The organism is Cyanobium sp. N5-Cardenillas (assembly GCF_024345515.1).
Lineage (GTDB): Bacteria > Cyanobacteriota > Cyanobacteriia > PCC-6307 > Cyanobiaceae > Cyanobium.
The window spans coordinates 1-20,982 of the sequence record NZ_JAGQBG010000025.1; the positions used below are offsets into that span (position 1 = coordinate 1).

Consider the following 20,982-nt stretch of genomic DNA (forward strand, 5'->3'; position numbering starts at 1 on the left):
CTGCTCTTTCAGCTGGGTCCCGTCTCCGTTCGCTGGTATGGCCTGCTGATCGCCCTGGCGGTGCTGCTGGGGCTGCTGCTGGCCACCCGTCTGGGACGCTCCAGGGGCATCGAACCGGCTCTGATCGCCGATCTTCTGCCCCTGATGGTGCTGGGGGCCGTGGTGGGAGCCAGGATCTATTACGTGGCGCTGGAATGGCGCCAGTTCCACACCAATTGGCTCGATGTGTTCGCCATCTGGCGCGGAGGCATCGCCATCCACGGCGCCCTGATCGGGGGAACCCTGGTCACCCTGCTTTTCTGCCGCTGGCGCCGCCAGCCCTTCTGGCCGTTGCTCGATGTGCTCGTTCCCGCCGTGGCCCTGGGCCAGGCCATCGGTCGCTGGGGCAATTTCTTCAACTCCGAGGCCTTCGGTCTACCCACCAACCTCCCCTGGGCCCTGACCATCCCGATGGCGAATCGTCCGTCGGAATTCCTTCAGCAGGCCTCCTTCCACCCCACTTTTCTCTACGAATCCCTCTGGAATCTTGGGGTCTGCGGCCTGCTGCTGCTGCTGTTCCGCCTGGGCAGCCAGGGGCGGCTGCGACTGCCCGCCGGAGCCCTCAGCTGCATTTATCTGATGGCCTACAGCAGCGGCCGTTTCTGGATCGAGGGGCTGCGTCTCGATCCCCTCTGCCTGTTCTCCCAGCCGCCTTTCTGCGCCGGCGGCCTGCGCATGGCCCAGCTGATGAGCCTGCTGCTCATCGCGCTGGGGGGGGCGGGTCTGCTCTGGCTCTACCGCTTCCGCCGTCCCCTTCCCGACCCCTCCGGCCTGACCGCATGACCGCCACCGTTCAGATCGTCGGCGCTGGCCCCGGCGCCCCTGACCTGCTCACCCTTCGGGCGGCGCGGGCCATCGAATCGGCCCAGGTGCTGGTCTGGACCGACTCCCTGGTGAGCCCCCGGATCGCCGCCCTGGCGCCGCCGGACTGCGAACGCGTCCGCACCAGCACCCTCACCCTCGAGGAAGTGATGGCCGTGGTGGTCGAGCGGGCCAGGGCGGGACGGCGGGTGGTGCGGCTCCACGACGGCGATCCCTGCCTCTACGGCGCCCTGCAGGAGCAGATCTGCCGGCTGGCCGATGCCGGCCTGGCGGTGGAGGTGGTGCCGGGCCTGAGCGCCTACCAGGCCACCGCCGCCGCCCTGGGGGCCGAACTGACCATTCCCGGCCGGGTCCAGACGATCGTGCTGAGCCGGGCGGGTGGCCGCACCGGCGTGCCGGAGCGGGAATCCCTGGCCCGGCTCGCCGCCCTGCAGGCCTCCCTGTGCCTCTACCTCAGCGCCCGCCACGTGGAGGAGGTGCAGAGCGAGCTGCTGCAGCATTACCCGTCGGACACGCCGGTGGCGATCGGCTACCGGGTCAGCTGGCCCGACCAGTGGCTCACGGTGGTGCCCCTTGACGCCATGGCCCGGGTCAGCCGGGAGCGGGAGCTCATCCGCACCACCCTCTATGTGGTGAGTCCGGCCCTGCGGAACGCCGACGGGGCCCGATCCCTGCTCTATTCCGCCAGCCACAACCACCTGTTCCGCGGCGGCGCCGCGTGACGGCAGCGGCCCCCTGCCTGCGCCACTGGCGGGGCTGGGTGGGGACCGCGGAAGCCGATGGCTGGCTGGAGCAGCTGCTGCAGGAGGTGCCCTGGAAACAGGAGTCCATCACCGTGTACGGCCGCCGCCACGCCATGCCGAGGCTCACCTGCTGGATGGCGGATCCAGGCTGCGGCTATCGCTATTCCGGGTTGGAGAACGCCATCGAACCCTGGACACCACTGGCGGCCGCCATCCGCCGGCGCATCGGGGTGGCTGCGGCCCAGGAGTTCAATTCCCTGCTGTTGAACTACTACCGCGACGGCCGCGACGCCATGGGCTGGCATGCCGATGACGAGCCTGAGCTCGATCCGGACGCTGCCATCGCCTCCCTCAGCCTGGGGGCCAGCCGCACCCTGCGCTTCCGTCCCCGCCAACGGGACACGGCTCCAACCCTGGCGGTGGAACTGGGGCATGGCGATCTGCTGTTGATGGACCCGCCCACCCAGCGGCACTGGCAGCACGGGCTGCCGCGGCGCCTGAAGGTGGCCTCCCCGCGGCTCAACCTGACCTTCCGGAGGGTGCGGCCGCCGGCCTGATCCCAGGGGGGCAGGTGCCGCCGCGGGGGGCGACCGCTGCGGCCATCCGGAGGCCGTCAGGATGGCAACAATGGATGCAGTGTTCCTCTGAGCGGAGTTCCGAGGGCGATGGCCAGTTCCCGTGCTCGCCGTCACCGGCGCCTGCTCCCGGTGCTGCTGGGCATGACCCTGCTAGGGGGGGGCTGTCAGTTCACCGGTGTGAGTGAGGCCGGCCGGGAGCGCTGCCGCAGGCTCGCTGCCGACGCCGACAACCCCCTCACGGCCGCCTTCAGCTACGTCCGCTGCCTGCCCGACTCGGAGGCCACCCTGGCGGCTGAAAAGGCGGCGGAGGCCGCCGCCACCGCCCGACGGGCGGCCCTGGAGGCCTGCCGCCGGCGCCAGGCAAAGATCACCACCCTGATCGGGTCGCTGCGTCAGGCCGAACAGGAGCTGGCCGCGGCCCGCAACAGCCCTTTCAGGCCCTCTGTGGCGCCACCCCAGCCCCTGGATGCCGTCAAGGAATCCCGCTATCGCCCCGAAGACCAGCGCCTCGACAGGGACCGTTACGAGGCCGCTCTCGGCGCCTGGGAACAGCAGGTGGCCTCCCAGCGCGACCAGTGGCGCCAGCGGCGCGCCGAGCGCATCGCGGCCGCCCAGGCAAGGCTCGACCGGGACGCCCAGGCCCTGCGGCAGCTCCAGCCTGGTCTGTTCAACGGTCCTGCCAGCATCGAGTTCGACCCCAAGGCCCTGGCGCAGGTGAACGCCCGCTGCGACAGCGCCGGCTGAGGGGATTTGACAGTGTGATCGGCGACCGTGTAGGAGGGTTCAGGCCACCTGGCCTGGTCGAAACCTCTGCCGCAGAAAGGTCCTCTTTCAGGCGATGCCGGGGTTAAGACGGCAACGATGGGCGATTAGCACAGCGGTAGCGCACTTCCTTCACACGGAAGGGGTCACTGGTTCGAATCCAGTATCGCCCATATCTCCAATCCTGTTTTCCAGCCGGTAGTGTCCTCTCTGACGGAGGACTGGTCGCTCTCGGGACCGCTCGTCATACTGCTGGCTACGCAGCGCTTCAGGAGTCCCTGCCCTTGTCCGAATCTCCTGCCGCGACCCTGGCCGCAGAGGATGGGAGCGAACCGATCCCGCAACTCGTCCAGCTGGGCGAGAAGCTTGGCCAGGCCCGCCGTGACCAGGGCCTGAGCCTGGAGGAACTGGCGGACCGGCTGCGGCTTGGCAGCGAACAGCTGATGGCCCTGGAGGCCGGCGACCACACCCACTTGCCGGAGGCGGTATTCGTGGTGGCCCAGGCCAAGCGGGTGGCGGGCGCCCTGGGGATCGACGTGAGCCAGCAGATCAATGCTCTGCAGAACAGCCGCCTGGTGGGCGGCAAGCGCCGCCCGGCCCCGATCTCTCCCCTGCAGCGACGACCCGCCACCTCCCCCGCCAGCCGGGGCCGCCCCCTCGGCTGGCTGTGGTGGGCCCTGCTGCTGCTGGGCGGCGGAGGCCTTGGGGTGGCCGCCCTGCAGGGGAAGGTCTTTGCCCCGCAGGCGTCCCGACCCCCGTCAGCACCGGCCGCGACCAGCCATCCGGGTGTGGCTCCTCGCCAGGCCGTGGCCGCTGGGGCGCCGGTGCGCCCGGCGGCAGACGCGCTGGTGCTGCGCAGCAGCCAGCCCAGCTGGCTGGAGGTCCGCAATGGGGCCGGGGTCACCCTGTTTCGCGGCACCTTCACCGGTGAGAAGCGTTTCCCCATGGGGGAGGGCCTGAAGGTTCTGGCCGGCCGGCCCGACCTGGTGACGGCCACCGCCGGCAGCCAGGCCCCCCGCTCCCTGGGACGGATCGATCAGGTGGTGTGGCGCAGCTTCAGGGCGACGCCTGCCGCACCGTGAGCCGCAGGCCCGTGGCCTCCAGCACCAGATCGGCGCAGGAGCGGAGACTCCATTCCTCCAGGCTCAGGTCCTGGGGGGAGTCGCCGGGCTGCGGCGCGTGCGGCTGCAGGCTGATCGTGAAGCCCCGGGTCTGAGCGGTTCGCTCGGCGTCCGCGGACACGCTGATCGCCTCGATGCCGGGGGCGGGCCTGCGGTCGAGGGCGGCCGCCAGCCGCAGCAGCAGGGCCATCGTGAACACGGTGTGGCGGTGCTGCCCGGCCTCGATCAGCTGCCACGACTCATGGCGTTTCTTGGGCAGGCCGCGACGGTGGTACCGGGCGATCGCCGCCACCATCAGGTGCTCGGCCTCGGAGTAACCGAGCAGTTCCCCATGGCGGATCAGGTACCAGGTGTGCTTGTGGTAGGCGGCGATGTTGACGTGCTTGCCACAGGCATGGAGCTGGGCCGCCGCCCATAGCAGGGCCCGGCCTTCGCCGTCGTCATCGTGCAGCAGTCCCCGGGTCTGGTCGTAGAGGCTGAGGGCATGGCTGGCGACCCGTTCTGCCCGGACCGTGTCCACCCCGTAAGTGCGGGCCAGGTGCAGCACGGTGCGGCGGCGGATCGTGCTCTGGAAGCTGAAGCGATCGACGAGCAGGCCGTTGCGCAGCATCCAGTCGACGATCAGACCTTCCCGCAGGGCCCGCTCACAGACCACCAGCTCCCGGACCTGCAGGATCTCCATGGTGGTCTGGAGGATCAGGGCACCGGGGACGATGATCTCGGCCCGGCGTTCATTGATGGCGGTCAGGGCGCGGCGCTGCTCCGGCGTCATCGCCACCAGGCGCTCGACGATGGTATCGAGGCGGGCCCTGCCCAGGCGGTAGCCGTCAAGCTTCAGGGGGGGATTGGGGTCCTGGGCGGAGGCCAGGGCCGCCATCGCCATGGCGGTGCCGCTGGTGGCCACCAGCACGGGTTTCTCCCCCGGCCGCAGCTCCCGCTTCACCTCGGCCACCGCCGGATCCATCGCCCCCTGGATGTAGGCCTCGAGGAAGCGGCGGCGGGCCGGGGTGAGGGGGTCCTCCCGGCAGAACTCCCGCTGCAGGCGCACCGCACCGATGCGGGTGCTGGTGAGGGCGCGGGCATCGCGGCCGTCGGCGAGCACCAGCTCGGTGGAGCCGCCGCCGATGTCGAGGATGAAATAGGGCTGGTCGCCGAAGGACAGGCCGGACAGCACCCCCAGGTAGATCAGTCGGGCCTCCTCCGGCCCGCTCACCAGGTCCACCACCAGCCCCAGCTGGTCCTGGAGCCCCTGCAGGAACGAGCGGCCGTTCGGGGCTTCCCGCACGGCGCTGGTGGCGGCGGTGACGATCTGCTCCACCCCGTGGCTGGTGGCCATGTCGCGACAGTGGCGCAGGGTCAGGAAGGCGCGCTCGATCGCCTCGGGGGTGAGGTCGCCGGAATCGGGATCCCGCTCCCCCAGCCGGGTGGTGGATTTTTCCGCCAGCACCACCGAGAAGCTGCGCAGGACCGGATCGACCGCCGCGACCAGCAGGTGGATGGAATTGGTGCCGATGTCGATGGCCGCCACCCGCCGTTCCGCGGTACCGGCGGTGTCGGGGATCGGGGGCATGGGGGTCGGCCCGGGCAGCGGCCGCGCCACTTTGCCACCGGCCGCCCCTTCGCCAGCAGCCGCGAACGTCATGGTCAGGAGTTGGATAGGGTGCCGCCTACCAACCGTTGCGAGCGGTGAACGTCCCGATGGCCAAAGGCCGAGCCCAGGCCTGGCTGGAGCTGCTGCGCTGGCACAAGCCCAGCGGCCGGCTGATCCTGCTGATTCCCGCCGGCTGGGCCCTGTGGCTGGGGCCGGCCGTGCCGCCCGCGGCCCTGCTGGTGGGCTGGACCGTGCTGGGCGGCCTGGCGGTGAGCGGCGCCGGCTGCGTGGCCAACGACCTCTGGGACCGGCGCATCGATCCCCTGGTGGAGCGCACCCGCCACCGCCCCCTGGCCGATGGCCGCCTCGGGGTGGGCACCGCGACCGTCCTGCTGCTGCTCTGCCTGGTGGTGGCCCTGGCGGCCCTGCTGGCCCTGCCCGCCTCCAGCCGCGTGCTGTGCGTGGGGCTCGCCCTGGCCACGTTGCCCCTGGTGCTGCTCTACCCCTCCGCCAAGCGCTGGTTCGCCTATCCCCAGATGGTGCTGGCCCTGTGCTGGGGCTTCGCCGTGCTGATCCCCTGGGCGGCCGCCCAGGGGGGCCTGCGGGGTGCGCTGGGGGGCTGGCCCCTGTTGCTCACCTGGCTGGCGGCGGTGAGCTGGACCTTCGGCTTCGACACCGTCTACGCCATGAGCGACCGGGACGACGACCGGCGCCTCGGGGTGCGCAGCAGTGCCCTGAGCCTGGGGACCCAGGCGCCCCTGGCGGTGGCCCTGTGCTACGGACTCACCTGCGCGGCCCTGGCCCTGGCGGTGCTGCTGCAGGGGCGGGCGGGTCTGCCGTTCTGGCCGCCCTGGGCCGTCGCCGCCCTGGCCATGCAGCAGCAGGCGGCCCTGTTGCGGCGCCCCGATCTGCCCCGCAGCGCCTACGGCCGCCACTTCGCCGTCCAGGTGTGGCTCGGGGGTCTGCTGCTGCTGGCCGTGATCCTCTCCACCGGCGCCTGATCCGCCATGGCCGCCGGACTCCCACCCCAGCTGCCGTCCCACCAGCCACCGGCCCTGCGTCCGGGCGACCGGGTGCGGCTGGTGGCCGCCAGCTCCGCCCTGGCCGATCTGGAGCGCCTGCAGGCCGGCCTGGCGGTGCTGGCCAGCTGGGGCCTGGAGCTGGATGACGATCCCAACCGCCTGCCGCCGCGCCGCTGGGGCTACCTGGCGGGCCGGGACGCCGAGCGGGCCGGCGATCTGCTTGCGGACACCGGTGCGCGGCCACCGGCGGCCCTGCTGGCCTGCGTGCGGGGGGGCTGGGGGTCGGCCCGGCTGCTGGAGCAGCCCCTGGAGGCGGCAGGCGGCTGGCTGCTGGGCTTCTCCGATGTCACCTCCCTGCTGTGGCACCGGCTGGCGATGGGGCGCGGGGGCGCCGTCCACGGCCCCCTGCTCACCACCCTGGCGGCCGAGCCGGCCTGGAGCCGGGAGCGGCTGCGGGCGCTGCTGTTCGGCGAACCGCTGGCCGACCTTGAAGGGGAGAGCTGGGTGGGCGGCCAGGCCGAAGGCCCGCTGCTGGCCGCCAACCTCACGGTGGCGACCCACCTGCTGGGCACACCGCACCTGCCGGATCTGGACGGGGCGATCCTGATCCTGGAGGACGTGGGAGAAGCGCCCTACCGCCTGGAGCGGATGCTCACCCACTGGCGCCTCTGCGGTGCCCTGCAGCGGCTGGGGGGCATCGGCTTCGGCAGCTTCGAGGGCTGCGACGACCCCCGGGATGACGACGACGGAACGCCCCGGTTCAGCCTGGAGCAGGTGCTGCGGGAGCGGACCGCCGATCTCGGCATCCCCGTGCTGGCCGGCCTGCCGGTGGGCCACGGTGACGTCAATGCCGCCCTGCCCCTGGGGGTGCGGGCCCGGCTCGACGGTGACCGGGGCCGCCTGCGTGTGATCGCTGCGTCGCCCGGGTCCGTCAGTCGCCGCTGACCTTTTCCTCGTCGATGGCGGTGCGACCCACCAGCTGCCCCTCCTTCATCAGCTGACTCAGCCGCCAGCGGCGGCGACCGTCGGGGCTGCAGCTGATGATCTCGTGGATGTCGGGATCGCCTGGATCCCGGGCGTGCATCACCAGCAGGCTGCCGGCGGCAGGCTGCTCGCCCGGCAGGTCCATGGCCCAGCCCTGGTAGCGGTCGCTGGCGAACCACACCCGGCCGGAATGGATCTCGCCCCGGGCCTCAAGGCGGCGCAGCGGGGCGTCCTCGGGGCCGTGGAGGTTGCTCTGGTGGTACTGCCAGCGACCTCCCTCCTGGAACACCCGGATGGTGATCGTGCTCGGGAAGGTCTCGAGCAGCCCGCCCCCGGCGTCGTAGCGCCGGAAGCTGCCCCGCCAGACGCCCTGTTGCCGCACCAGGGCGGGCAGATCGTCCCCGAGGGGACCCTCCAGCCGATCGAACAGCAGCCAGCTGAAGCCGTCGACCTCGCCCCGCACCGAGCCATCGGCCAGCCGCAGGCTGCGGTCCCGGTACCAGAGCTGGTCGGGATGCAGGAGCATCTCGAACTCGGCGCACACCTCGCCGTCCTGGGGATGGCGGTAGCGGCAGGCCCCGGGATCCATGCGGCCTCGGAAGCGGTTGAAGGCCGGCTCCGCCGTGAAGAACAGGTCGCAGCCCGGATGGCGATCGAAGGCCTCCGGTCCCAGCGTCTGCACCTGGGCAGCGGCCAGCGCAGGACGGTCGTAGGTGGGCCCGCCCCGGAAGAACAGCTGCTCGGCCCGGACGGCGCCGCGATCCGGATCCTGCCGCAGCACCACCACCCGCTGGCGATGGGCCAGCTGGGGCGCGCTGGCGCGGAACTCCTGGAAATAGAGCACCACCGCCCCGAGCTGGGGCGCCTGCAGCCGCTCCACCGCCATGGTGCGCAGCTCACGGGTGAGCTCGGGCGCCTCCGGACCGCCCCTGGCCAGGGTGGCGGCCACCTGGCGGCGGTTGTGGAAGGACCCCTGCCAGCGGGCGGCGATCGTCTCGAGCTGGGCGGCGCTGTCCATGGCTGGCCTCAGGCGCTGCGGGCCGCCAGCACGGCGCTGGCGATGGTGAGATCGAAGCGGGTGGTGAGCTTGATGTTGGAGGGGGGCGCCTCCAGCACCCGCACCGGCAGCCCCAGCCGCTCGTAGAGGGCCGCATCGTCGGTGACGCTCCAGCCCTCGCGTTCGGCCCGCCCATGGGCCTCCCGCAGCTGGGCCACCCCGAAGCCCTGGGGCGTCTGGGCGGCCCAGAGGCCGCTGCGTTCGGGGGTGGCGGTGATCAGGCCCCGGCCATCCACCTGCTTGATGGTGTCGGTGACGGGGGTGGCCGCGATGATGCCGGCCCCTTCGGCCATGGCCTCCTTCAGGGCCGTGGCGCAGCGCTCCAGCAGCTCCGGTTCCGCCAGGCAACGGGCGCCGTCATGGATCAGCACCGCCTCGGCATCGGCCGGCAGGGCCTCCAGGCCACGGCGCACCGAGTCCTGGCGGGTGTCCCCCCCCACGATCCAGGCCACCGGCTGGGCCAGGGAGCGGCGCGGCTCGGCCGCGGCCAGGATCGCCCCGATCGCCGCCTCGTCCTCGGGGCGGCCCATCACTCCGATCCAGCGGATGGCCCCGCAGGCCAGGGCGGCATCGAGGGTCCAGGCCAGGACGGGGCGGCCGGCCAGGGGCAGCAGCAGCTTGTTAGTGGTGGCGCCCATGCGGCGCCCGCTGCCGGCGGCGGCGATCAGCAAATGCACAAGCGATGGGCCGCCCGGGCGGAACACTGGAATCCTCTCCATACAATCAGGCCGTCAGGCCCGCCCGACCCAACGCCCGATGCGCGCACTGTTTCTGATCCCGGGCGATGGCGCCAACCAGTTGCAGGCGCTTCCCGCCGTGGCGGCCATCGCCGAGCAACTCCGCTTCCAGATTCAGGTGGCCTGCCATCCGTCCCTGATGGCGCGCTGGAAGCTGCTGCCGGCGGTGGAGAAGGTCCTCCCCTTCAACTTCGGCGACGCCTCCCTGGCCGACTGGACCAACCTGCTCGGGTGCGTGCGGGAGCCGGATTTTCAGGCCTGCATCAACCTGGCCAGCGGCCGCCAGGTGGATCTGATGCTCTCGATGAGCCACATCCCCAACCGCATCGCCGCCGGGGGCTTCTCCGCCACCGAGAAGGTGCAGGTGCCCCAGGGTCTCTGGCCGGCCCAGGCCCTGGAGGCCTACCTGCGGCCGATCGGGGTCAGCCTCGATGCCGCCGCCTTCCGCCTCAGCCTTTCGAAGGCCACCGTTGACGAAGCGGTCGCCATGTTGCCGGCCGGGGACGGGCCGATGCTGCTGCTGGCCCCCTCCGGCGGCCCGGATGACTGGCCTGCCGCGGCCTGGCAGGAGCTGCCCGGCCGCATCGCCGCCACCCTCCCCGGCCTGCGCTCCCAGCAGGTGCCGCCGGCCTCTTCGGCCCACCTGCCCGAGCGGGCCGCCCTGGTGGCCGCCAGCGACGTGGTGCTGGCCAGCGATGCAGTGACCATCGAACTGGCCCTGCTCAGCGGCACCCCGGTGGTGGCCCTGGGTCGCGGCAGCGACAGCCTGCCGACCCGCAGCGGAGTACAAGGGCTGGGTTCCCCCGGCCACCTGCGTGACCTCCCCTCCAGCGACGTGCTCCAGGCCCTCGGCCTGGGCTGAGCGGCGCCCATGAGTCGCCTGTGGTTCTCCCGCAGGAAGCGTCCCCCCTCGGCCAGGGCACGCCGGCCCTGGGTCACGCCCCTGGTCGCCCTGATCGTGGTGGTCAACGCCAGCGCGATCGGCTACCGGATCACCGAAGGCTGGGACTGGGGCGATTGCTACTGGATGGTGGCCATCACCATCGCCACCATCGGCTACGGCGAGGTCCACCCCCTCTCCACCGCGGGGCGGATCATCACCGTGTTCTCCATCGCCGGAGGACTCGTGGTGGTCCAGCTCACCGTCCAGAACCTGGTGGGCCTCTCCGAAACCGGCTACTTCCGGCGCCTGAGGGAGCGCCGATTCCGCACCTGGGTCCAAAGCATGAACAACCACGTGATTCTCTGCGGCTATGGCCGCATCGGCAAGGAGATCGCCGATCAGCTGATCCGGGAGAAGGTCCCGCTGCTGGTGGTGGAGATGGACGCGGGCTGCCGCGATGAGGCGGAGGAGCGGGGGCTGCCGGTGCTGTTCGCCGACGCCACCCTCGACGAGACCCTGCTGGAGGCGGGCATCCATCAGTGCCGCAGCCTGGTGGCGGCCCTGCCCAACAATGCGGCCAACCTCTACGTGGTGCTGAGCGCCCGGGGGCTGGCCCCCCGCTGTCGCCTGATCGCCCGCTCCGACAGCGCCGAAGCGGGGCGCAAGCTGCGCCTGGCCGGTGCCGACCAGGTAGTGAGCCCGTATGTGGCGGGGGGCCGGGTGATGGCCGCCACCGCCCTGCGGCCGCTGGCCGTCGACTTCATGGAGCTGCTGGCCGGCTCCGACTGCGAGGTGGAGGAATTCCAGCTCAGCGACGACAGCTCGCGGCTGGGGGAGCTCCTGGGCCGCAGCCTGGCGGAGATCCAGTTCGGCCGCCGAAGCGGCGCCCAGGTGCTGGCCATCCGCACCCCGGCGCCGGCGGTGGTCAATCCTTACTCCTACCGGGGCACCACCTACGGCACGCCAGAGGCCACCCTGGTCACCAACCCCGGCGGCGACATCCGTCTGGAGGCCGGCCAGCTGCTGGTGGTGATGGGCAGCAAGGAGCAGCTGCAGCGCTTCGCCGAGGTGCTCGGCCCGGCCCTGGAAAGCTCCGACCAGATGGCCGACTGAGGCGACAGGCATACGATCGCCACACCCTGCTCCCGCCGCCATGTCCAGCGCCGCTCCCCTCTCCGGTCAGGTCGCCCTGGTGACCGGTGCCAGCCGGGGGATCGGCCGGTCCATCGCCGAGTCCCTGGCGCTGGCCGGCGCCACGGTGGTGGTGAACTATGCCCGCTCACCCGAGGCCGCCGAAGCGGTGGTGGCCACGGTCACGGCGGCGGGCGGCCAGGCCTGGAGCCACCAGGCGGATGTGGCCGACGAGCAGGCCGTGGAGGCGATGGTCAAGGCGGTGCTGGAGAAGGAAGGGCGCCTCGATGTGCTGGTCAACAACGCCGGCATCACCCGCGACGGCCTGCTGATGCGGATGAAGACCACCGACTGGCAGAGCGTGATCGACCTCAACCTGACCGGGGTGTTCCTCTGCACCCGCGCCGTCAGCCGCAGCATGCTCAAGGCCCGCCGCGGCCGGATCATCAACATCACCTCGGTGGTGGCCCTGATGGGCAACCCGGGCCAGGCCAACTACAGCGCCGCCAAGGCTGGCGTCATCGGCCTCACCCGCAGCACCGCCGCCGAATTCGCCAGCCGCGGCATCACGGTGAACGCGGTGGCCCCCGGCTTCATCGACAGCGACATGACCAGGGATCTCGACAAGGAGCCGATCCTTGCCGCCATCCCCCTCGGCCGCATGGGTCAGCCGGAGGAGGTCGCCGGTGCTGTGCGCTTCCTGGCGGCCGATCCGGCGGCGGCCTACATCACCGGCCAGGTGCTGCAGGTGGACGGCGGCATGGTGATGCGCTGATCAGGATTCGGATGCCAGGGGCTGGCCGAGGTCTTCCCGCAGCTTGCGGATGCGCTGCAGCAGGCGCAGGCGCCGGCTGCGGGCCGTGAGGGTGAGGAACAGGCGGATCGGCACATAGACCAGGGCCATCAGCAGGCCGAGGGCGGCGATCAGCAGAAACACCATGCCGTCGGCGGTGGTGCTGGGGACGAGGGCCGATTCGGTGGCCGCGCTGTCGAGGGTCTGCTGCAGCAGGTCTTCCATGGTCTGAAGGTACCTCCTGCGACGGGGGGCTGCAGCCGACCCTGAACAGGACATTCGGCTTTCCCCACCGATGGGCGGATGCCACCGGCGGGGTCGCCGTGGGACGCTGCGACGGCTGCTCCTACCACCCCGTCGATGGCCAAACTGATCCAGTTCGCCGATGCCTCCCGCGACTCGCTGGAGCGGGGCGTCAATGCCCTGGTCGATGCGGTGAAGGTCACCATCGGGCCGAAGGGTCGCAACGTGGTGCTGGAGAAGAAATTCGGCGCCCCCGACATCGTCAATGACGGCGTCACCATCGCCAAGGAGATCGAGCTCGAGGATCCCTTCGAGAACCTGGGCGCCAAGCTGATCCAGCAGGTGGCCTCGAAGACCAAGGACACCGCCGGTGACGGCACCACCACCGCCGCCGTCCTGGCCCAGTCCCTGGTGCATGAGGGCCTGCGCAACGTGGCCGCCGGCGCCAGCCCCGTCGCCCTCCGGCGCGGCATGGAGCGGGCCACGGCCCTGGTGGTGGCCGGTATCGCCGAGCGCTCCCGTGCTGTGGCGGGCGAGGCCATCCGCCAGGTGGCCACGGTGAGCGCCGGCAACGACGAGGAGATCGGCCGGATGATCGCCGAAGCGGTGGAGCGGGTGAGCGCCGATGGCGTGATCACCGTGGAGGAATCCAAATCCCTGGCCACCGAACTGGAGGTGACCGAAGGCATGGCCTTCGATCGCGGCTATTCCTCCCCCTATTTCGTCACCGATCAGGACCGGCGCGAATGCGCCTTCGACAATCCCCTGCTGCTGATCACCGATCGCAAGATCAGCACCGTGGTCGACCTGGTGCCGGTGCTGGAGGCCGTTTCCAAGAGCGGCCGGCCCCTGGTGATCCTGGCCGAGGAGGTGGAGGGCGAGGCCCTGGCCACCCTGGTGGTGAACAAGACCCGGGGCGTGCTCCAGGTGGCCGCCGTGCGGGCGCCGGGCTTCGGTGATCGCCGCAAGGCCATGCTCGAGGACATCGCCATCCTCACCGGCGCCACGGTGATCAGTGAGGACCGGGCCATGACGCTGGACAAGGCCACCCTGGCCGACCTCGGCCATGCCCACCGCATCACGATCAGCAAGGACGACACCACGATCGTGGCGGCCGACGACCAACGTGCCGCGGTGACCGACCGGGTGGCCGCGATCAAGCGGGAGCTGGAGGCCACCGACTCCGACTACGACCGCGAGAAGCTCAACGAACGCATCGCCAAGCTGGCCGGTGGCGTGGCCGTGATCAAGGTGGGCGCCCCCACCGAGACCGAACTGCGCAACCGCAAGCTGCGCATCGAGGATGCCCTCAATGCCACCCGGGCGGCGATCGATGAAGGCATCGTCGGTGGCGGCGGCAGCACCCTGGTCGAGCTCAGCGGGGAACTGGGAGCCCTGGCCAGCCGCTGCGACGGCGACGTTCGCACCGGCGTGGAGATCGTGCAGCGGGCCCTGGCCGCGCCGGCCCGCCAGATCGCCACCAACGCGGGCGCCAACGGCGACGTGGTGGTGCAGCAGATGCTCAGCCAGGGCAAGGGCTACAACGCCCTCACCGACACCTACGAGGATCTGCTGGCCGCCGGCATCCTGGACGCCGCCAAGGTGGTGCGGCTCGCCCTGCAGGATGCGGTCTCGATCGCCTCGCTGCTGATCACCACCGAGGCCGTGATCGCCGACAAGCCGGAGCCCGCCGCTCCCCCCGCCGGCGATGGCGGCATGGGAGGGATGGGTGGCATGGGTGGCATGGGTGGCATGGGCATGCCCGGCATGATGTGAGCCCCCTGGGGGCCCGATGGGGCCGGGTGGGCCGACGCTCAGCCGGCCATGGCCCTCACGTAGGCGGCCACCTGCAGATCCACGCCGGTGATCGCTGTTCCCACCACGACGGCATCGGCACCACTGTCCAGGGCCCGGGAGGCCTCCTGCCTGGAGGCGATTCCCCCTTCACAGATCAGCGCCACCGTCTCGGGGAGGTCGCGCCGCAACGGCCCCAGCAGGTCCCAGGCCGGGGGTTGCTGCGAGGCGGTGGCCTCGGTGTAGCCGTAGAGGGTGGTGCCGACCCATTGGCAACCCAGGGCCGCCGCCCGCAGACCGTTCGCCACGCTGTCCACATCCGCCATCAGCGGAGCGCCCAGATCCTTGGCTGCGCGGCTGATCAGCTCCTCCAGCGCCTGGTCCGCCGGGCGGGGACGGTCGGTGGCATCGATCGCCACCACATCGGCTCCGGCCGCCCAGACGGCACGGATCTCCTCCCAGCCGGGGGTGATGTACACGGCGCTGTCGGGGAACGTTCGCTTCCAGAGGCCCACGATCAGGGCATCGGGGCAGCGGCGCCGCACCGCGCCGATGTGATCGGGACTCTCAAGCCGCACCCCGGCGGCCCCCTGGCGCAGGCTGGCCTCCGCCATCGCCGCGATCACGGCCGGATCGCGCATGGGCGAACCCTCCGGCGCCTGTACCGACACGATCAGACGGCCGTTCAGGGCGGCGCGTTCAGGCAGGGGACGGGACGACACCATGGACGGCGGCAAAGGGGTGATCAGCTGGCGCGGCGATGCTGGGGATCGCCGGAGAGCCAGGAGCGCAACCCGGCCAGCGTGGAAGGTGCCGGGGCCGGGGGCGTGCCCGGGGGAAGGACGCTGAGGCGAGAGGCCTCGGGCAGGGACGTCGCCGCGACGACGGGCTCGGGGACCAGCGCGAGGGGCACCGGCGCCTCTACGGCAGGCAGCGGCGGCGTCGAGAAGGCCGCTTCCAGGGCCGCAAAAGCATCGTCCACGCCAGCAGCAACGGGCTTGAGGTGATCCGACCCGGCGGCGGTGGGGGCAACGGCCGGTCCCATCAGGTGCTGGCGGAGCCAGTCACCGGCCTCACTGCCCTGCTGGGGAATCAGGGTGCCGGTGCGGAACTGCTCCAGGGAACCCACCCCGTGGCGGTGGGCCCACTGGCGAATCAGACGGGCCGTGGCGGTGGCATCCCTGCGGTGGACGGCCTCCAGCAGCAGGTTGGAGAGCTCGGGCCGGGAGGGGAGCAGGGACACGGAGGGGGCGTCAGGTGAGCTTGCGATCCAGCATCGGGCGGATCAACAGGAACAGACCCGCCGCCAGGCCCGCCAGGATGGCGAGGCAGGTGGCCGCATTGAGGGACCCGTAGGGAGCCACCAGCACCACGTCGGTGAGGCGGAAGGACCCCGCGTAAGCGGCGCGGATCGGTTCAATCGCGAAGGTAAGGGGATTCAGGGCCGCCAGCCAGCCCAGCCAAGGGGGCATGAAGGAAATCGGAGCCAACGCGGTGCTCGCGAACAGGAGCGGCAGGTTGGCCACGAAGATCACGGCGATCAGCTCGATGTGGCCCGGCAGGGCGAAGGCCAGGCCGAGGCTGAGGGCGGTGACGGCGAAGACCAGTAGCAGCAGGGTGACAAGCACCAGCAGCAGCCCCGCCCCACCGGGCCAGCCGTAGCCCAGCAGGGCAGCCGTGCCCATGATCGCCAGACTCTGCACCAGGCTCAGGCTGGTGATGTAGAGCACCGAGGCGAAGACGATCGAACTGCGGGAGCGCAGCGGCGCCACCAGCAGCCGGTTGAGGAAGCCGAACTCCCGGTCGAACATCACCGGCAGGCCGGCGTTGAGGGCGGCACTGAAGGCGGTGAACACGATCACTCCGGCCCCCAGGAAGCGGCCGTAGCTGATGCCCCCGGGCAGCAGGCCCTCGGGGGCGTTGGCGAACAGGGCCCCGAACAGCACCAGCCAGATCAGGGGCTGCAGCACCCCCGCCACGAGGGTGGACGGGCGCCGGGCGAGCTGGACGAACAGGCGCCGGGTGAGGGCGAGGGTCTCCTGGGAGATCTCGGCGAAGGCCGAGGGCTCCGTGCTGGCGGAGGGAACGGGGGCGAGGGAGGGGCTGGCGCTGGTCATGGGGAATCAGGGAATCGGGTCGTCATCGCATCGACTGCTTGCGTTCCTCCTTGAGGTCCCGGCGACCCGCCACGGAGAGTTCCGCGTCGCTCAGGGTGCGGCCGGTGGCCTGAAGGTAGACATCATCCAGGCTGGGGCGGCTCTGGGCCAGGGCGAACACCGGCAGCTGGGCCTCGGCCAGCTGCTGCCGCAGGGTCTCCACCACGCCGCTGTCCTCCACCACCAGGTTGAGGGAATAGCCCTGGGCCCGGTTGACCACCACCTGGCGGACGCCATGGCAGGCCACGAGCAGATCCCGCACCCGGGACGCCTCCTGCTCATCGCTGAATTCCCGCACCCGCAGCGTCACCCGGTCGCCGCCCAGGGCGCCCTTGAGGGCGGCGGGCGTGCCTTCGGCGATCACCCGGCCGCCGTCGATGATCGCCAGGCGGTCGGCCAGGGCATCCACCTCCTCGAGGTAGTGGCTGCTGAGCAGCACCGTGGTGCCCTGGTCGCGCAGCTGCCGTAGCACCTGCCAGATGGTGGCGCGGCTTTCGATGTCGAGGCCCACGGTGGGCTCATCCAGCACCAGCACCCGGGGCCGGTGCAGCAGCCCGGCAGCCAGGTCGAGGCGCCGGCGCATGCCGCCGGAGTAGCTGCCGCAGCGGCGGTCGATCCAGGCCTCCATGGCGAGGAGCTCGATCAGCTCGGCCGTGCGGGCCAGGCGGTCGGCGGCTCCCATGTGATGGAGATCCGCCTGGAGGTGCAGCAGTTCCCGGCCGCTGAGAATCTTGTCGATCGCCACCTCCTGGGCGACGTAGCCCAGCAGGCGCCGGACCCTGCGGGGTTCGGCCAGGGCATCCACCCCTGCCACCTGGACCTGGCCGGCATCAGGAGCCAGCAGGGTGCAGAGGATGCGCAGGGCCGTGGTCTTGCCGGCGCCGTTGGGCCCCAGCAGTCCGTAGAGGCAGCCAGCCGGCACACTCAGGGAGAGGTCGTCCAGGGCCCGGACCGGCTCAACCTTGCGGCCGCCGAAACGCTTGCTGAGGTGCTGGAGCTCGATCAAGCCGGGATCAATCGCGAAGGGCCACAAGCCTGGTCAATCTAGGCAGCTGCGGTGGAAGCCAGATGGAAGGCGGCGGACAGCAGGGTGCCTGGGGCGCCGGCGGTGGCCAGCGGCGTGCGCGCCAGCACCAGCAGCAGACAGATGCCGAAGAGGTAGAAAATCGACCAGCGGAACATGCTGCGGGCCCGGCGGGGATCGCCGGGATCCTCAAGGAGGCTGGCGCTGAGCTGCAGCAGCCTGGCGTTGAAGGGAAGCACCAGCAGGCCGTAGAGCCAGCCGCCGCTGGGCAGGGCAACAACGCCGGCCAGACTCATGGCCACCGTTACCCAGCTATAGCGGCGGATCGCCCCGGCCGTGACCTCCAGGCCCTTCACCACCGGCAGCATCGGGATGCCCACCGAGCGGTAATCCTCATGCAGGAGCAGCGCCAGGGCCCAGAAGTGGGCAGGCGTCCACACCATCACCAGCGTGAACAGCCACCAGCTGCTCCAGCCCAGGTGGCCGGTGGCGGCGGCCGCCCCCACCAGGGGGGGGATGGCTCCGGCGATGCCGCCGATGACGATGTTCTGGGTGGTGCGGGGCTTGAGCAGGGCCGTGTAGAGCAGCACGTAACTGCACAGCCCCAACAGGGCCAGGGAGGCGGCCAGGGCGTTCACCCCGAGGACCAGCACCAGCACCGAGGCGACCGTGAGACCGACGGCCAGGGCAAAGGCCTGGCGCTGGGCCAGCCGGCCCGACGGCAGCGCCCGGCGACTGGTCCGCTGCATGCGGCCGTCGAGTTCCTGCTCCCAGAGGCAGTTGAGGACACCGGCCGCCGCCGAGGCCATCGAGCCTCCCACCAGGGTGCAGACCAGCCGCAGCGGATCCAGCGGCCAGGCCGCGGTGAGGGCCATGCCGCCCACCGTGGTGGCCAGCAACAGGGGGATGAGTCGCGGCTTGGCCACTTCAAGCCAGGCCGGCAACGTCACCGAAGGTCGGATCGCTGGCGGCGCCGGGGATGCGGCAATGGCCGACACGGCGCTGACACTAACCATGGGCCACCTCAAGACGGGTAGGAACGGAAGGGGACAGGAACGACAATCCCCAGAGACCACCGAGCACTCCCACCAGCAGGGCGGCGGTGAGCTGGTGGGCCACGGTGACGGCGGGGACGGCCAGCTGGAGCCGCAGGGTGACGACCCCGAGGGCCACCTGGACCGCCACCAGCGCAACGGCGGCCAGGGCCAGGGCCTGGAGCCGCCGGAGGCCGGACGGCAGGGCCAGGGAGCTGGCGGCCAGCAGCAGCACCGCAAGGGCCGCCGGATAGGCCCCCTGGCGGTGCAACAGCAACCAGCGGCAACCTTCCCCGGCCTGGACACACAGATCGGCGGCCCAGCGGCTGGCCATGGCCCCACCCAGCAGGCACTGGGCGCCGACGAGCAGGGCCGCCAGAACGGGAAGAGGAGACCACCAACGCGGCAGGGATGGGGCCACGGCGACAGGACCAAGCCCTGGGCGCTCCAGACCCTGGTGCATGGCGCTCAGCAGCAGCACCAGGCTGAGGGCGGTGGCCAGGTGCAGGGTGACGGTGGGCGCAGCCAGCTGGCTGAGCACGGTGAGGGCCCCCAGCCCCCCTTGCACCGCCACCAGGGCCAGGGCCAGACCGGAGCTCCAGGGCAGCCAGCCTGGGAAGCGGGCCCGGAACCGCAGGCTGAGGGCAAACAGCAGCAGGAGGGCGACACCCACCAGGAAGGCGTCGAGGCGGTGGAACCACTCCAGGAACACCTGAAGGTTCCACTGGCGGCCCGGCCAGAGCACGCCGTAACAGAGGGGCCAGTCCGGGCAGGCCAGGCCCGCCTCCATCACCCGGGTGGCACCGCCGATGGCCACCAGGGCCACCAGGGCGACCACGAGGTGGGCAGTGAGCAAAGGCACCAGGCGAAGGGCCCAGCCCGCTCCATTGGTGGAGCGAGGCCGGGGCAGGGGTTGCGCTGAGGGCGCCACGGCCATGGACAGGTGCTCTTCGGGCACCCAAGTTAGCGGCGATTGAAAGATGTGCGAATCAGCACATCGTGCAAAGTGAATGTGAAATTTCTCCGAAATTGCTCTTCTGGCTACAACGAACCCGCGGGCGCCTGCGCGGGCTTGCCTCACCGAACGCCCCATCGCCTGTCGGGCCTGAGCCCCACCAGCGGTGGCGAACACCGCCGGGGATACCTGTTCAGCGGATCGAAGGCTGGTGCCCGCCACGGATGGGATGCGACGGCGGGAGGGCCCTTCCTCGCGGGGGCCTGCTGTGGAAGCGACCCAGGATCAGGGCAATCAGGATGGCGATGTACAGCTGGCCCGAAATCGTGATCACCACCGTGATCACCTGCCCGGTCACGTCGCTGCTGCGGAGCACCGCCGATCCCACGCTGGTCAGGATCGTGAAGGAGGCGGCCATCAGCGCCGGCGCCATCGCCACGGCATCCGCGTTGCGATCCTGAAGCACCGGCAGGGCGGAGAGGTCGTAGGCGCCCGGATGCAGGACCCACAGGGCCACCAGCATCACCCCACCGGCGATGCCGACCAGGAGATAGCCGGAGGTGGCGCCCATCACCACGGCCAGCGTCACGAAGGGCTCCCGCACCAGGGTCTTCACCTTGCGCACCAGCGCCACCAGAAAGAACAGCAGCCAGGCGATCACATGGGGCACCGTGACGAGGCGCCCCAGCGGTGGATCGAAGGCCAGGGCCAGGTGCCACACCACCTCCAGGGCGAGCGCCAGGCCACCGAGCCCATACAGCAGAGGCCGCGTGCTGATCAGGGGTGAGTACCGCGTCACCGTGGTGATCAACACCACCGCCAGGCCGATCAGCAGCAGGGAAAGCAGCCAGGCGTGCGACTGACAGAACGGCAGCGCCAGGATCAGCACCACCTCGGTGGCGAGGGTAAGGATGTACCCGCGATGGCGGTGGCGGAGCCTCTGGATCTGCTCGTGGGTGAAGGGCATGGCGGCTCCGCTCAAGGCGGCTCTGGGTGTGAGGCACCTCGGAATCGAAGGATCCCGCCCACCGATCGCCCACAGCCGGGCGTGGCAGGCGCTCATGTTCGCAGCGGCCTTCAGCCGCGGCACCCGGCCCGGGGGCAGGGCCGCGGGGGAGGTGCCCATGGACGGGGGCTTGGAAGGGCATGGAAGTTTGGAGGGATTCAACGATGGGCGAATCAGCACATCGTGCGAACTGAATGTGAAATTTCCCCGAAATTGCCTCTGTGGCTACAACGAACGCACGGCCCGCGAACAGCCTTCCATAAGCTGTTGAGCTCAGGGGCCTCCCACCCTCCCGACAGCCGTCCCGCCGCCGCCACCGTGCCGATTCCCTCCTCCCTGGTCACCCTGCTGGTGGGCATGGCGCTCGTCCTGTCCGGCCTCTGGGTGGGCTACAACGTCAACCTGCTCCCCCTCGACGCCAGCGCCAACGCGCCTGTCTACGACTCGCTGTTCCGGGTCCTTTTCAGCATCGGCACGATCCTGTTCCTGGGCATCGTCGGCCTGGTG

Annotated in this window: 22 protein-coding genes, 1 tRNA gene and 1 pseudogene; 13 read left to right on the top strand and 11 right to left on the bottom strand. The window is 71.1% G+C overall.

Going from position 1 to position 20,982, the window contains the following annotated elements:
• The 6 genes from lgt to KBZ04_RS14175 form a co-directional block, all read left to right on the top strand.
• Window positions 1-822 (top strand): prolipoprotein diacylglyceryl transferase (lgt, locus tag KBZ04_RS03590; RefSeq protein ID WP_254990537.1); only part of this gene is annotated, 822 nt, incomplete at its 5' end.
• Window positions 819-1,583: a precorrin-4 C(11)-methyltransferase gene (gene cobM, locus KBZ04_RS03595; RefSeq protein ID WP_254990538.1), complete on the top strand. Its 765-nt coding sequence runs from the start codon at window positions 819-821 to the stop codon at window positions 1,581-1,583. The genes lgt and cobM, both read left to right, overlap by 4 nt.
• A complete protein-coding gene (locus KBZ04_RS03600) occupies window positions 1,580-2,161 on the top strand; it encodes an alpha-ketoglutarate-dependent dioxygenase AlkB family protein (RefSeq protein ID WP_254990539.1) in 582 nt (193 codons plus the stop codon). The genes cobM and KBZ04_RS03600 overlap by 4 nt, the downstream gene beginning before the upstream one ends.
• 108 nt (window positions 2,162-2,269) lie before the next feature.
• The gene (locus KBZ04_RS03605; RefSeq protein ID WP_254990540.1) at window positions 2,270-2,926 is read left to right on the top strand and encodes a hypothetical protein; all 657 of its coding nucleotides are present in this window, start codon (window positions 2,270-2,272) and stop codon (window positions 2,924-2,926) included.
• 119 nt (window positions 2,927-3,045) lie between these two features.
• Window positions 3,046-3,117: transfer RNA gene (locus tag KBZ04_RS03610), tRNA-Val, on the top strand.
• Window positions 3,118-3,228: 111 nt separating this feature from the next.
• Complete coding sequence (locus KBZ04_RS14175; RefSeq protein WP_261350855.1) at window positions 3,229-4,026, top strand: helix-turn-helix domain-containing protein; 798 nt, start codon at window positions 3,229-3,231, stop codon at window positions 4,024-4,026.
• Here the strand turns inward: KBZ04_RS14175 and KBZ04_RS03625 are convergent.
• Window positions 4,001-5,635, bottom strand: a complete 1,635-nt coding sequence (locus KBZ04_RS03625) for a Ppx/GppA phosphatase family protein (protein ID WP_254990541.1) — start codon at window positions 5,633-5,635, stop codon at window positions 4,001-4,003. The two genes, KBZ04_RS14175 and KBZ04_RS03625, sit on opposite strands and share 26 nt — an antisense overlap.
• Window positions 5,636-5,763: 128 nt before the next feature.
• On the opposite strand from KBZ04_RS03625, the gene KBZ04_RS03630 reads away from it, so the two are divergent.
• Window positions 5,764-6,657 (top strand): 4-hydroxybenzoate polyprenyltransferase, encoded by an 894-nt coding sequence (locus KBZ04_RS03630; RefSeq protein WP_254990542.1) that lies wholly within the window; start codon window positions 5,764-5,766, stop codon window positions 6,655-6,657.
• Window positions 6,658-6,663: 6 nt separating this feature from the next.
• Window positions 6,664-7,623, top strand: coding sequence for an LD-carboxypeptidase (locus KBZ04_RS03635; RefSeq protein ID WP_254990543.1), 960 nt, complete (start codon window positions 6,664-6,666; stop codon window positions 7,621-7,623).
• Here KBZ04_RS03635 and KBZ04_RS03640 read toward each other — a convergent pair.
• Window positions 7,610-8,680, bottom strand: a complete 1,071-nt coding sequence (locus KBZ04_RS03640; protein WP_254990544.1) for a CpcT/CpeT family chromophore lyase — start codon at window positions 8,678-8,680, stop codon at window positions 7,610-7,612. The genes KBZ04_RS03635 and KBZ04_RS03640 overlap by 14 nt on opposite strands.
• A gap of 8 nt (window positions 8,681-8,688) precedes the next feature.
• Window positions 8,689-9,396 carry a 2-C-methyl-D-erythritol 4-phosphate cytidylyltransferase gene (ispD, locus tag KBZ04_RS03645; RefSeq protein ID WP_254990545.1) on the bottom strand — a complete coding sequence of 236 codons (708 nt, stop codon included), beginning with the start codon at window positions 9,394-9,396 and terminating at the stop codon, window positions 8,689-8,691.
• Window positions 9,397-9,475: 79 nt separating this feature from the next.
• Between ispD and KBZ04_RS03650 the strand changes: the two genes are divergently transcribed.
• From KBZ04_RS03650 to fabG, 3 genes are read left to right on the top strand one after another with little or no spacing between them, the layout of a single operon-like run.
• Window positions 9,476-10,318, top strand: a complete 843-nt coding sequence (locus KBZ04_RS03650) for a glycosyltransferase family 9 protein (protein WP_254990546.1) — start codon at window positions 9,476-9,478, stop codon at window positions 10,316-10,318.
• A gap of 9 nt (window positions 10,319-10,327) precedes the next feature.
• Window positions 10,328-11,452: a potassium channel family protein gene (locus KBZ04_RS03655; protein ID WP_254990547.1), complete on the top strand. Its 1,125-nt coding sequence runs from the start codon at window positions 10,328-10,330 to the stop codon at window positions 11,450-11,452.
• A gap of 40 nt (window positions 11,453-11,492) precedes the next feature.
• A complete protein-coding gene (fabG, locus tag KBZ04_RS03660; protein WP_254990548.1) occupies window positions 11,493-12,245 on the top strand; it encodes a 3-oxoacyl-[acyl-carrier-protein] reductase in 753 nt (250 codons plus the stop codon).
• Here fabG and KBZ04_RS03665 read toward each other — a convergent pair whose 3' ends face one another.
• On the bottom strand, window positions 12,246-12,488 hold the full coding sequence (locus KBZ04_RS03665; protein WP_254990549.1) for a hypothetical protein: 243 nt from the start codon (window positions 12,486-12,488) through the stop codon (window positions 12,246-12,248).
• A 135-nt stretch (window positions 12,489-12,623) separates the two neighbouring features.
• On the opposite strand from KBZ04_RS03665, the gene groL reads away from it, so the two are divergent.
• Window positions 12,624-14,282, top strand: coding sequence for a chaperonin GroEL (groL, locus tag KBZ04_RS03670; protein ID WP_254990550.1), 1,659 nt, complete (start codon window positions 12,624-12,626; stop codon window positions 14,280-14,282).
• A 38-nt stretch (window positions 14,283-14,320) separates the two neighbouring features.
• Here the strand turns inward: groL and KBZ04_RS03675 are convergent, their stop codons facing one another.
• From KBZ04_RS03675 to KBZ04_RS03705, 7 genes are all read right to left on the bottom strand, one after another.
• Entirely contained in the window at window positions 14,321-15,025 is a 705-nt protein-coding gene (locus KBZ04_RS03675; protein ID WP_254990551.1) for an N-acetylmannosamine-6-phosphate 2-epimerase, read from the bottom strand.
• A gap of 20 nt (window positions 15,026-15,045) precedes the next feature.
• Window positions 15,046-15,543, bottom strand: a complete 498-nt coding sequence (locus KBZ04_RS03680; RefSeq protein ID WP_254990552.1) for a hypothetical protein — start codon at window positions 15,541-15,543, stop codon at window positions 15,046-15,048.
• Window positions 15,544-15,553: 10 nt separating this feature from the next.
• A complete protein-coding gene (locus KBZ04_RS03685; RefSeq protein ID WP_254990553.1) occupies window positions 15,554-16,417 on the bottom strand; it encodes an ABC transporter permease in 864 nt (287 codons plus the stop codon).
• A gap of 22 nt (window positions 16,418-16,439) precedes the next feature.
• Window positions 16,440-17,462: an ATP-binding cassette domain-containing protein gene (locus KBZ04_RS03690; RefSeq protein WP_254990554.1), complete on the bottom strand. Its 1,023-nt coding sequence runs from the start codon at window positions 17,460-17,462 to the stop codon at window positions 16,440-16,442.
• A gap of 38 nt (window positions 17,463-17,500) precedes the next feature.
• Entirely contained in the window at window positions 17,501-18,496 is a 996-nt protein-coding gene (locus KBZ04_RS03695) for a heme o synthase (protein ID WP_254990555.1), read from the bottom strand.
• Window positions 18,489-19,376, bottom strand: coding sequence for a COX15/CtaA family protein (locus tag KBZ04_RS03700; RefSeq protein WP_315860043.1), 888 nt, complete (start codon window positions 19,374-19,376; stop codon window positions 18,489-18,491). Before KBZ04_RS03700 ends, KBZ04_RS03695 begins: the two co-directional genes overlap by 8 nt.
• Before the next feature lie 286 nt (window positions 19,377-19,662).
• Window positions 19,663-20,595: a hypothetical protein gene (locus KBZ04_RS03705; RefSeq protein WP_254990557.1), complete on the bottom strand. Its 933-nt coding sequence runs from the start codon at window positions 20,593-20,595 to the stop codon at window positions 19,663-19,665.
• Between the two features lie 198 nt (window positions 20,596-20,793).
• Here KBZ04_RS03705 and KBZ04_RS03710 point away from each other — a divergent pair.
• A pseudogene (locus tag KBZ04_RS03710) lies at window positions 20,794-20,982 on the top strand (cytochrome C oxidase subunit II); the annotation flags it as partial.

Excerpts from the sequence above, each read along its gene's own strand:
- fabG (WP_254990548.1), top strand. The coding sequence starts at position 11,493 with ATGTCCAGCGCCGCTCCCCTCTCCGGTCAGGTCGCCCTGGTGACCGGT.
- KBZ04_RS03675 (WP_254990551.1), bottom strand. The coding sequence starts at position 15,025 with ATGGTGTCGTCCCGTCCCCTGCCTGAACGCGCCGCCCTGAACGGCCGT.
- KBZ04_RS03695 (WP_254990555.1), bottom strand. The coding sequence starts at position 18,496 with ATGGTTAGTGTCAGCGCCGTGTCGGCCATTGCCGCATCCCCGGCGCCG.
- KBZ04_RS03640 (WP_254990544.1), bottom strand. The coding sequence starts at position 8,680 with ATGGACAGCGCCGCCCAGCTCGAGACGATCGCCGCCCGCTGGCAGGGG.
- KBZ04_RS03655 (WP_254990547.1), top strand. The coding sequence starts at position 10,328 with ATGAGTCGCCTGTGGTTCTCCCGCAGGAAGCGTCCCCCCTCGGCCAGG.
- KBZ04_RS03625 (WP_254990541.1), bottom strand. The coding sequence starts at position 5,635 with ATGCCCCCGATCCCCGACACCGCCGGTACCGCGGAACGGCGGGTGGCG.
- KBZ04_RS03650 (WP_254990546.1), top strand. The coding sequence starts at position 9,476 with ATGCGCGCACTGTTTCTGATCCCGGGCGATGGCGCCAACCAGTTGCAG.
- groL (WP_254990550.1), top strand. The coding sequence starts at position 12,624 with ATGGCCAAACTGATCCAGTTCGCCGATGCCTCCCGCGACTCGCTGGAG.
- KBZ04_RS03665 (WP_254990549.1), bottom strand. The coding sequence starts at position 12,488 with ATGGAAGACCTGCTGCAGCAGACCCTCGACAGCGCGGCCACCGAATCG.
- KBZ04_RS03685 (WP_254990553.1), bottom strand. The coding sequence starts at position 16,417 with ATGACCAGCGCCAGCCCCTCCCTCGCCCCCGTTCCCTCCGCCAGCACG.
- KBZ04_RS03605 (WP_254990540.1), top strand. The coding sequence starts at position 2,270 with ATGGCCAGTTCCCGTGCTCGCCGTCACCGGCGCCTGCTCCCGGTGCTG.
- KBZ04_RS03635 (WP_254990543.1), top strand. The coding sequence starts at position 6,664 with ATGGCCGCCGGACTCCCACCCCAGCTGCCGTCCCACCAGCCACCGGCC.
- KBZ04_RS03630 (WP_254990542.1), top strand. The coding sequence starts at position 5,764 with ATGGCCAAAGGCCGAGCCCAGGCCTGGCTGGAGCTGCTGCGCTGGCAC.
- cobM (WP_254990538.1), top strand. The coding sequence starts at position 819 with ATGACCGCCACCGTTCAGATCGTCGGCGCTGGCCCCGGCGCCCCTGAC.
- KBZ04_RS03705 (WP_254990557.1), bottom strand. The coding sequence starts at position 20,595 with ATGGGCACCTCCCCCGCGGCCCTGCCCCCGGGCCGGGTGCCGCGGCTG.